General features: G+C 66.7%; 2 protein-coding genes. Both read right to left on the bottom strand.

Features of this window, described 5'->3' with window-relative positions; all coding sequences use genetic code 11:
- The coding region (locus A8G08_RS05585; RefSeq protein WP_157108419.1) for a non-ribosomal peptide synthetase at nucleotides 1–9,976 on the bottom strand (9,976 nt) is incomplete at its 3' end.
- Nucleotides 9,973–10,221, bottom strand: coding sequence for a hypothetical protein (locus A8G08_RS05590; protein ID WP_068271283.1), 249 nt, complete (start codon nucleotides 10,219–10,221; stop codon nucleotides 9,973–9,975). The genes A8G08_RS05590 and A8G08_RS05585, both read right to left, overlap by 4 nt.
- Nucleotides 10,222–10,330 lie beyond the last annotated feature (109 nt).

Raw genomic sequence — 10,330 nt, forward strand, 5'->3', positions numbered from 1 at the left:
CGGAGTCGAGCACATACCCGATCCGCTCGGCCGGATGATCCGGATCCACCGGAACATACGCACCACCCGCGGTGACCACCGCGTAGATCGCGGTCAGCAAATCGGTGCCGCGGCGCATCGCCACAGCGACCCGGGACTCCGGACCAACGCCCAGCGAAACCAGATGCCGTGCAAGGCGATTCACGCGCGCCGAGAACTCGGCGTAGGTGAACGACTCGCCCTCGAACACGACCGCGGTCGCATCCGGCGTCGCCGCAACAGCCCGCTCGAACCCGTCGAGCAGCAACACCTCATCCACCACACGAGCGGTGCCCGCCGACCCGGCCAGCAATGCCGCCTGTTCGCCGGCCTCGAGGATCGAGATATCTCCTACCGGCACAGCCGCATCCGCGACCATCGCCTCCAGCATGCGCACCAAACGCCGCGTGAAACCGGTGACCGTGGCCTCGTCGAACAGGTCCACCGCGTACACGACACTGCCGACCAGCCCACCCGGCGCGGCCGACGCAGCATCGCGTTCCGCGACGGTCACCGACAGATCGAACTTCGCCAGTGACGCTTCCCCGGCATCGAGCCCGGCGACAGTGAGGCCGGGCAATGCGAACTCGGTCTGGGCGAAGTTCTGGAACGCCAGCATCACCTGGAACAACGGGTTACGTGCCTGCGACCGGACTGGATCGAGGACCTCGACCAGCCGCTCGAATGGCACATCCGCATGTCCGAACGCCGCCAGATCGGTTTCCCGCACTCGCCCGAGCAGGTCGGCGACCGAGGCGCCGCCCTCGATGCCGGTCCTCAGCACCAGCGTGTTGACGAACATGCCGATCAGATCGTCGAGCTCGCGCTCACCACGACCCGTGATCGGGGTACCGATCGCCACGTCCTCGCCACCGGACAACCGTGCGAGCAGGACCGCCAACGCGGCGTGTACGACCATGAACGGCGTCGCATCATGTGCGCGAGCCAGCGCAATCAACCCGGCGTGCAGGTCGGCATCGATCTCGAAGCCGACGGCGGCACCGGCGAAGGACGCCACCGCCGGACGCGGGCGATCGAACGGAAGGCCCAATTCCTCAGGCACACCGGCAAGTTGCTTCGTCCAGTAATCGACCTGACCGGCGATCAGCGACTCGGGATCGTCCTCCGAGCCGAGCACCTCACGCTGCCACAACGTGTAATCGGCGTACTGCACCGGCAGCGGCGCCCAGCCCGGCACCTCGCCGCGGGTGCGGGACTCGTAGGCCACCATCACGTCCCGCGCGAGCGGACCCATCGAGAAGCCATCACCGGCGATGTGATGCACGACCACGACCAACACGAACTCGTCGGGCGCAGCTGTTCCATCGGCGACGTCTTCGACATCGGTGATCCGCAGCAAACGGGCGCGAACCGGCACCCGCTCGGTCACGTCGAACCCGCGGCCCACGAAACCGGCCACCTCGGCGAACACGCCGGCCTGCACGACCGGCACGGGTGACAGATCCAGAACTGCGTCGGCAGCGGACACCACCTGCTGGAACCCGAATCCATCGATCTCCGGGTAGATGGTGCGCAGCGACTCGTGCCGCGCAACCACATCGGCTACCGCCAATTGCAGTGCAGCGGTATCGAGTTCGCCCGACAACCGGATCGCCATCGGAATGTTGTTGACCGACGACTCCGGATCCAACTGGTTGAGGAACCACATCCGGGACTGCGCGAACGACAGCGGGATCTGCTCGGGCCGCGGCCGGGCCTCGAGTGCGACGCGACCGGTGCCTGCCTGCGACTCCACCGCCACCGCAAGGCGTTCCACCACCGGCGCCTCGAACAACACCCGCACCGGGATGGTCGCATCCAGGGCCGCGCCCAGGCGGGAGGCCACCTGCATCGCCAGCAGCGAGTTGCCGCCCAGAGCGAAGAAATCATCGTCCAGGCCGACCCGCTCGACCCGCAGCACCTCGGCGAACACGGCCGCCACGGCCTGCTCGACCGGAGTCGTGGGCGCACGGAACACCGCAGCCTCGAACACCGGCGCCGGCAGAGCCCTACGGTCCAACTTGCCCGACGAATTCAGCGGGAACGCCTCGAGCACCATGACCCGTTCGGGCACCATGTAGGACGGCACCCGCTCCGCGACCGCACCCCGCACGGCATCCGCGTCCAGTGCGGCATCGCCAATGACGTAACCCACCAAACGATCGGTGATGCCATCGTCGTGCACCATCACGACGGACTGCCTAACGCCCTCGACCGCGAGCAGCGCTGCCTCGATCTCACCGAGCTCGATGCGCTGACCACGCAACTTCACCTGGAAGTCGGTACGACCGACGTACTCGAGTTCCCCGGACTTGCCCCACCGCACCAGGTCACCGGTGCGGTACAGACGATCCCCCGCGCCGAACGGATTGGAGACGAAGCGCTCCGCGCTCAGACCCGCCGCGCTGACATAGCCACGCGCCAACTGCGCACCCGCGAGATACAGCTCACCCATCACCCCGGACGGAACCGGCCGCAACCGCGCATCCAGGACATAGACCTGGGTGTTCCACGCCGGCGAACCGATCGGCACCTCGGACACATCCGTCTCGGATGCCGTGCGGGCGGTCACCTGAACAGTGGCCTCGGTCGGGCCATACAGGTTGTGCACCACCACACCCGGCACCGCGGCACGCATCCGCTGCGCGACCTCGCCACTGAGCGCCTCACCACCGGTGAACACCCGACGCAGCGACGCGCACCGACCGGCCGAGACCTCGGTAACGAACACCGACAACATCGACGGAACGAACTGCACCGTCGTGACCGACTGTTCCTCGATCAGCGCGGCGAGGTAGGCGGGGTCGCGATGCCCGTCCGCGGCGGCGACGACCAACCCGGCCCCGATCCGCAACGCGGCGAACAACTCCCACACCGACGCATCGAACGTTGTCGGGGTCTTCCACAGCACGACATCGGCCGCGGACAGGTCGAACTGCTCGGGGAACCACGCCAACTGGTTCACGATTGCCGAATGGCTGACCGCCACACCCTTCGGGCGACCCGTCGACCCCGACGTGTAGATCACATACGCGGTGTTCGCCGTCCGCAGCGGCGCGACACGGTCCGCATCCGTCACCAGATCCGCCGAGTAGCCCGACACATCCAGGGTGTCCAGCAGGAGGACAGACCTGTCCCCCACGTCCACGCCAGCATCGGTCGTGGTCAGCACCACCACCGGATCCGCGGACTCCAGCACATACGCCGTGCGGTCGGCCGGATGATCCGGATCCACCGGCACATACGCACCACCGGCAGCCAGGACCGCATAGATCCCGGTCAGCAGGTCGGTGCCACGCCGCATCGCCACCGCGACCCGCGACTCCGGACCCACACCCAGCGAAACCAAATGCCGTGCCAGACGATTCACCCGCGCCGAGAACTCGGCATAGGTCAGGGACTCACCTTCGAACACCACCGCCGTCGCATCCGGAGTCGCTACCGCAGCACGCTCGAACCCGTCGAGCAGCAACGCCTCGGCCACATCGTGACCGGTGCCCGCCGACCCGGCGAGCAAGGCCGCCAACTCGCCGGTCTCGAAGATCTCGACATCGCCCACCGACACAGCCGGATCCGCGGCAACAGCCTCGAGCACCCGCACCAGGCGCTGCCCGAACACCTGCATCGTCGACTCGTCGAACAGGTCCGTCGCATACGCCAAAGACCCGAAAAGACCACCCGTGGCAGGGTTTTCACCCATCGTCACCGACAGATCGAACTTCGCCACGACATCCCCGGCGTCGAGCCCCGACACCGACAGGCCCGGCAACTCGAACTCGGCCTGCCCGAAATTCTCGAACGACAACAACACCTGAAACAACGGGTTGCGTGCCTGCGAGCGAACCGGATCGAGAATCTCCACCAGCCGCTCGAACGGCACATCCGCATGCCCGAACGCGGCCAGATCCGTCTCCCGCGTCTGCGCGAGCAGATCGGTGAACGACTCGCCACCATCGACACCGGTCCGCAGCACCAGGGTGTTGACGAACATGCCGATCAGATCATCGAGCTCACGCTCGCCACGACCCGCGATCGGCGTACCGACCGCAATATCGCCGGTGCCGGACAGGCGCGCCAACAGCACCGCGAGCGCCGCGTGCACCACCATGAACAACGTCGAGTCGTGCGCCCGCGCCACCCCGACCAGCGCGGTGTGCAGGTCGGCCGGGATATCGAACGCGACCGCGGCACCGCGGCCCGATGCCACCGCCGGACGCGGGCGGTCCGCAGGCAGGTCGAGCTGATCCGGCACGCCCGCGAGCTGATCGCTCCAGTAGGCGATCTGGCGCGAGAGCAGCGATTCCGGATCGTCATCGGAGCCGAGTACCTCGCGCTGCCACAACGCAAAGTCCGCGAACTGCACCGGCAGCGGCGCCCACCCCGGCGCCTCACCGCGGGTGCGGGATTCGTAGGCCACCATCACGTCCCGCGCGAGCGGCCCCATCGAGAAGCCGTCACCCGCGATGTGATGCACCACCACGATCAAAACGAACTCGTCGGGCGCAGCTGTGCCATCGGTGATGTCGTCGACATCGGCAACCCTCAGCAGCCGGGCCCGCACCGGCACCTCGACGGTCACGTCGAACCCGCGACCCACGAAGCCGGCCACCTCGCCGTAAACCTCGGCGTGGTCCACCGACACGGGCGCCAGATCCAAAGCCACCTCGGCGGCGGGCAGCACCTGCTGGAACCCGACACCGTCGATCTCGGGGTAGATCGTGCGCAACGACTCGTGCCGCACCAACAGATCGCCAATCGCGGCCTGCAACGCATCGACATTCAACGCGCCCGACAACCGGATCGCCATCGGAAGGTTGTTCACGACCGAATCCGGATCGAACCGGTTCAGGAACCACATCCGCTGCTGCGCCAACGACAACGGCACCCGCTCCGGGCGCGGACCCGCGACCAACGCGACGCGGCCTGTTCCGGTGTGCGATTCCACCGCTACCGCAAGGCGTTCCACCGTCGGCGCCTCGAACAGCATCCGCACCGGCACCGTGGCGTCCAGCACCGCACCAAGGCGCGACGTCACCCGCGTCGCGAGCAGACTGTTGCCGCCCAGCGCGAAGAAGTCATCATCGAGGCCGACCTGCTGCGACCCATCCCCAGTCGCCCCGATCCCGAGCACCTCGGCAAACACGCCGGCCACGGCCTGCTCCACCGGAGTCGTCGGGGCACGGAACACCGCCACCGCAAACACCGGCTCCGGCAACGCCTTACGATCCAACTTGCCCGACACGTTCAACGGGAACGCGTCCAGCACGATCACCGACTCGGGAACCATGTACGAGGGCAGCAGCGACTTGACCGCCGCCCGTAACTCGTCGACAACGATCTCTGTCCCCGCCACGCGCGGGACCACGTAGGCCACAAGTCGGTCACCCAGATCATCGGCGCGCACGATCGCAACCGCCTGACCGATCTGTTCCTGCGCCAGCAACGCTGTTTCGATCTCGCCGAGCTCGATGCGCTGACCGCGGAACTTCACCTGGAAGTCGGTGCGGCCCAAGTAGTCCAGTTCACTGTTCAGCGTCCAGCGAACGAGGTCACCGGTGCGGTACATGCGACCGCCAGCGGGATCGAACGGGTCGGCGACGAACCGGTCCGAGGACAGATCCGGGCGGCCGTGATACCCGCGCGCCAACTGCACACCCGCAAGGTAGAGCTCACCCGACACGCCGTCCGGCACGAGTCGCAGGCGCGAATCGAGCACGTAGGCGCGCGAATTCGCTTCCAGCACACCAATGGTCACACTGGTGGCATCTGCCGGGACCTCGACAGCGGTGATCGACACCGCAGCCTCCGTCGGGCCGTACAGGTTCTGCACCCGCGCCGACGACACCTTGGCGAAGGCGCGCACCGTCTCGATCGGGAGCGCCTCACCGATCAGGAAGATGTCCCGCAGGGTCACCAACTGCTCGGCGCGGGCTTCGCGCGCGAACACCGACAGCATCGACGGGACGGTGTCGGTAAGGGTCACACCATGTTCGGCGATAACCCGGCACTGATAGGCGGGATCGCGGTGGCCATCGGGGGTGGCGACAATCAGGCGCGCCCCCACAGCGAGGGGCAGGAAGTAACCCCACAGGGAGACGTCGAACGTCGTCGCCGTCTTCTGCAGGTAGATGTCTCCGGCGGTGATGTCGTACTCGCCGATCATCCAGCCGACCTGGTTCACGATCGCCGCGTGCGGGACCGCAACGCCCTTCGGCCGGCCGGTCGAACCCGAGGTGTAGATGACGTACGCCGAGTTGTCCCGGCGAACGGGAGCGACGCGATCCGCGTCGGTGAGCGGGGCGGCCAAGTGCTGCGAAAGGTCAAGGGTGTCGAGGAGAACGACAGACTTGTCCCCCGCGTCGAAACCATCCCGGGTAGTGGACAGCACCGCCACCGGATCCGAAGACTCCAACACCCAGCCGATGCGCTCGGCCGGATGATCCGGATCGACCGGCACGTAGGCGCCGCCAGCGGTGACGACCGCGTACATGCCGACCACGAGATCCAGGCTGCGCCGCATCGCGAGCACAACCCGCGACTCGGGGCCGACACCCATCGAAATCAGATGGCGTGCAAGCTGATTAACGCGATCCGCGAACTCGCCGTAGGTCAGCTGCGCACCCTCGTACACCACGGCCACCGCATCCGGTGACGTCGCGGCAGCACGCTCGAACCGATCGAGCAACAAGCCGTCGAACGCACCGGTATCGGTTGCATTGCGTTCGGTGAGCACCGCAGTGCGCTCGGCGGGATCGAGCAACTCGATATCGCCGATTGCCATCGACGCATCCGTCACGACCGATTCGAGCAGGCGACCGAAGCGCTGCGCGAACACCGCGACGGTGGCTTCGTCGAACAGGTCGGTCGCGAAGGTCACCTCGCCACCGAGACCCATCGGGGTGCCGTGCTCGTCGTAACTGTCACCGATAATGAAGTTCAGGTCGAACTGCGAGAGTCCCGCGTCGGTTCCGGCCGGCTCGACGGTCAGGCCGGGCAACTCGAACCTGCTCTCGGCCAGGTTCTGGAACGACAGCCCCACCTGGAACAGCGGGTTGCGCGCCTGCGAACGCGCCGGGTCGAGTACCTCGACGAGACGCTCGAATGGCAGATCGGCGTTTCCGAATGCTCCGAGATCGGTCTCACGCGTGCGCGCGAGCAGATCGACGAACGATTCACTCGAATCCACCACGGTGCGCAGTACCAGGGTGTTGACGAACATGCCGATCAGGTCATCGAGTTCACGCTCACCACGACCTGCGATCGGCGTGCCGACCGAAATATCGTCGGTTCCCGAAAGACGCGCCAGCAGGACGGCGAGTGCGGCATGCACGACGATGAAAAGCGTTGTGTCGTAGGCACGGCCGAGGTCCACGAGTGCCGCGTGCACATTCGCGGACACCTCGATCGGAACCACACCACCACGGCCCGAGGCCACCGCCGGCCGCGGCCGATCCGATGGCACATCCAACTGATCCGGCGCGCCCGCCAATTGCTGTGCCCAGTAAGCGATCTGACGCGAAATCAACGACTCCGGGTCCTCCTCGGACCCGAGAACTTCCCGCTGCCACAGCGCGAAATCGGCGTACTGCACCGGCATCGGAGCCCAGCCCGGCGCCTCGCCGCGCGTACGGGACTCGTAGGCCACCATCACATCTCGCGCCAACGGGGCCACCGACGCACCATCGGCGGACACGTGATGCACGGCCACGACGAGGACGTGCTCGCCAGGGGCATCCGACACATCGAGGAGGTGAGCCCGCACGGGAACCCGCGTCTGAGCATCGAACCCACCCATCAACACGGCATGGACGCGCTCGAAGGTGCGCTCGGTCGTCACCGACTCGACGACGAGCTCGACCCCCGCCTCGGCCACCGGCAGCACCTTCTGCACCGGTCCGAAGCCTTCGACCTCGGGATAGATCGTGCGCAGCGACTCGTGCCGGGCAACGAGGTCGCGCACCGCCATCTCGAGCGCGGGGATATCGAGATCACCCGTCAGCCGGATGGCAAGGCGCACGTTGTAAGCGGCGGAATCCGGATCCAACTGGTTGAGGAACCACATGCGCTGCTGCGCAAACGACAACGGCACCAGTTCCGGCCGCGGACCGGCAACCAGTGCGACCCGCCCGGCGCCGGCGTCCGATTCCACTGCGACAGCGAACCGTTCGACCGAAGGCGCCTCGAACAACAACCGCACAGGCACCGATCGATCCAGAACGGCGCCGAGCCGGGCTGCGACTCGGGTGGCGAGGATGGAGTTGCCGCCGAGCGCGAAGAAATGATCATCCAGGCCGATCCGCTCGATGCCGAGGACCTCCGCGAACACCTCCGCGACAGCCTGCTCGATCGGGGTATTCGGCGCACGGTACTCCGCCGCCTCGAACACCGGCGTGGGAAGTGCCCGGCGATCAAGCTTGCCGTTCACGGTGAGCGGGATCTCGTCCAGCACCATGTACAGCGCGGGCAGCATGTGCGCAGGTAGGTGCTCGGCAGCGTGCTCTGCCAACGCATCTGTGTCGAGTTCGGCACCGTCCACGGGCAGCACGTACGCGACCAACGACGCCGAACCGGCGTCGGATGTGTGGCCGATCGTCACCGCGAAGTCGACGGTCTCAAATGCATTCAGTACCGAGTCGATTTCGCCGAGCTCGATCCGGAATCCCCGGATCTTCACCTGGAAATCGGAGCGACCAACGTAGTCGATCTCGCCGGACTCCGTCCAGCGGACAAGATCCCCGGTGCGGTACATCCGCTCACCCGCCGCGTACGGGTTTGCCACGAACCGATCGGCGGTGAGGCTACGGCGTTCGTGATAGCCACGCGCCAATTCGGGTCCAGACAGATACAACTCACCCACGACATCGACCGGCACACGCCGCAGTCCAGCGTCGAGCACCCACGATGCGGTGTTCGGGAGAGGCGCACCGATCGTCACACGCTCCCCAGGTACCAGCGGATCGCTGATGTGGGTCAGAATCGTGGTCTCGGTCGGACCGTATCCGTTGTGGAAACGAACCCGCGACCCCCATCGATCCGCAAGCTCTGGCGGACACACCTCGCCGCCGACCACCACCACGGACAGGTCGTCGAGGTCGGTCGGGTCCAGGGTCGCGAGTGCGGAAGGGGTGATGAGCGTGTGCGTCACCCGCTCCCGCCGCAGGAAATCTGCAAAGTCGGGGCCGCCGTACAGATCCGGCGGCGTGATCACCATCGTCGCGCCCGCGCCCACCATGGTGAGAAGTTCGCCGACCGATATGTCGAAGCTTGGCGATCCGAATTGCAACACCCGGGATTGCGGTGTGACGCCGTATCGTTCTCGTTGCTCAGCACACAACGACGCCAGGCCGCCATGCGGGACCAGAACACCTTTCGGCCGGCCAGTGGAGCCGGACGTGTAAATGACGTACGCCGGGTTTTCGGCCCGCAGGACCGATACCCGTTCGGCGTAGCTAACGGGATCGCCGGACTCAGCCTCATATGCGGCGACCGTGGCCGGATCGTCGAGCACAATCCAATCCAGGACGTCTCCCAGGGTGGCCGCATGCTCCACCGTTGTCAGGCCGAGCTTCGCGCCGGAATCACTGAGCAGGTACTCGATGCGGTCGCGCGGATAGGCCGGGTCGATGGGCAGGAAAGCTGCGCCGGTCTTGGCGACGGCCCAGAGCGACACCACGTATTCAATCGACCGGCGCATGCCGATCGCCACGAACGACTCGGGGCCGTAGCCGCGGCCAATCAGCAGCCTTGCGATGCGCGAGGACATCGCGTCCAATTCGCCATACGTCAGCGCACGGTCCCCGACCAGCGCCACCCCATCCGGGTTGGCCTCGACCGCGGCGGCAAGCAGTTGTGGAAGCAGTGGGGTACGCGCAGACCGTGGGCGCCTACTCGGGCGCTCGGACCGTCGCCGCCGTTGCGAGCCCGGCTCGACAGCCTCGCCGGCAACCTCGCGCGTCATGTCCACCACTCCTTCGTTCCCACGTGCACGCGAACCTCGTCCGGCAAATCCGGAACATCGGCCGCGGCACCCGCTGTCAACACCACGTCGGACAAGTCCTCAGCGATGCCGTCCCCGACTTCGGCGAGCACGGTCCCTGCATCAGACCCGTGCATCACCCAATCGTCGGCAAAAGGGCTGCCGACCTCAATCAATGATTTCCGCTCGGCGGCCGGCATTGCCGCCTCGCCAGTGACCGCGAGCACGCGGAATCCTCGCCGGCCCGATGCCAGAGCATGCCACTCTCGACATCCACCCCGTAGACCTGCGTCGCCTCGCGATGGAGCCAAACACACCGCCCGTGCGTCGGCGCAT

The sequence above is a fragment of the Aldersonia kunmingensis genome (genome assembly GCF_001646865.1).
Lineage (GTDB): Bacteria > Actinomycetota > Actinomycetes > Mycobacteriales > Mycobacteriaceae > Aldersonia > Aldersonia kunmingensis.